Source organism: Clostridium sardiniense (genome assembly GCF_019753795.1).
Lineage (GTDB): Bacteria > Bacillota > Clostridia > Clostridiales > Clostridiaceae > Clostridium > Clostridium sardiniense.
The window spans coordinates 1-291 of record NZ_JAIKTU010000067.1; the positions used below are offsets into that span (position 1 = coordinate 1).

General features: G+C 25.4%; 1 protein-coding gene. It reads right to left on the minus strand.

The window, feature by feature from the left end; all coding sequences use genetic code 11:
- On the minus strand, positions 1–200 hold a 200-nt coding region (locus K5V21_RS19240; RefSeq protein WP_221862679.1), incomplete at its 3' end, for a DUF1648 domain-containing protein.
- Positions 201–291 lie beyond the last annotated feature (91 nt).

The following is a 291-nucleotide window of genomic DNA, read 5'->3' on the forward strand; positions in this document are numbered from 1 at the left end:
ACAGCTGGAATCAATAAAACAAATGCAAATTTAGGCATAGTATTTAATACTTGTCCTGTGCTAGAAACCTGAACTGCTATTTCATTCGGCAAATTTTTTGCCATTATTCCATTTAAAACTAATGCAATAATCATTAAACTAATATTTATTATATCTAATTTATTAACCTTTATCTTCTTTTTATTTTCTTCTATTTTCATATAATTCCCCCCATTACCCATTAACCCTTTTTAATTTCATCTTAATTATATTCCCATATAACTTACTTCAGTAATATCTATTTTATGCATT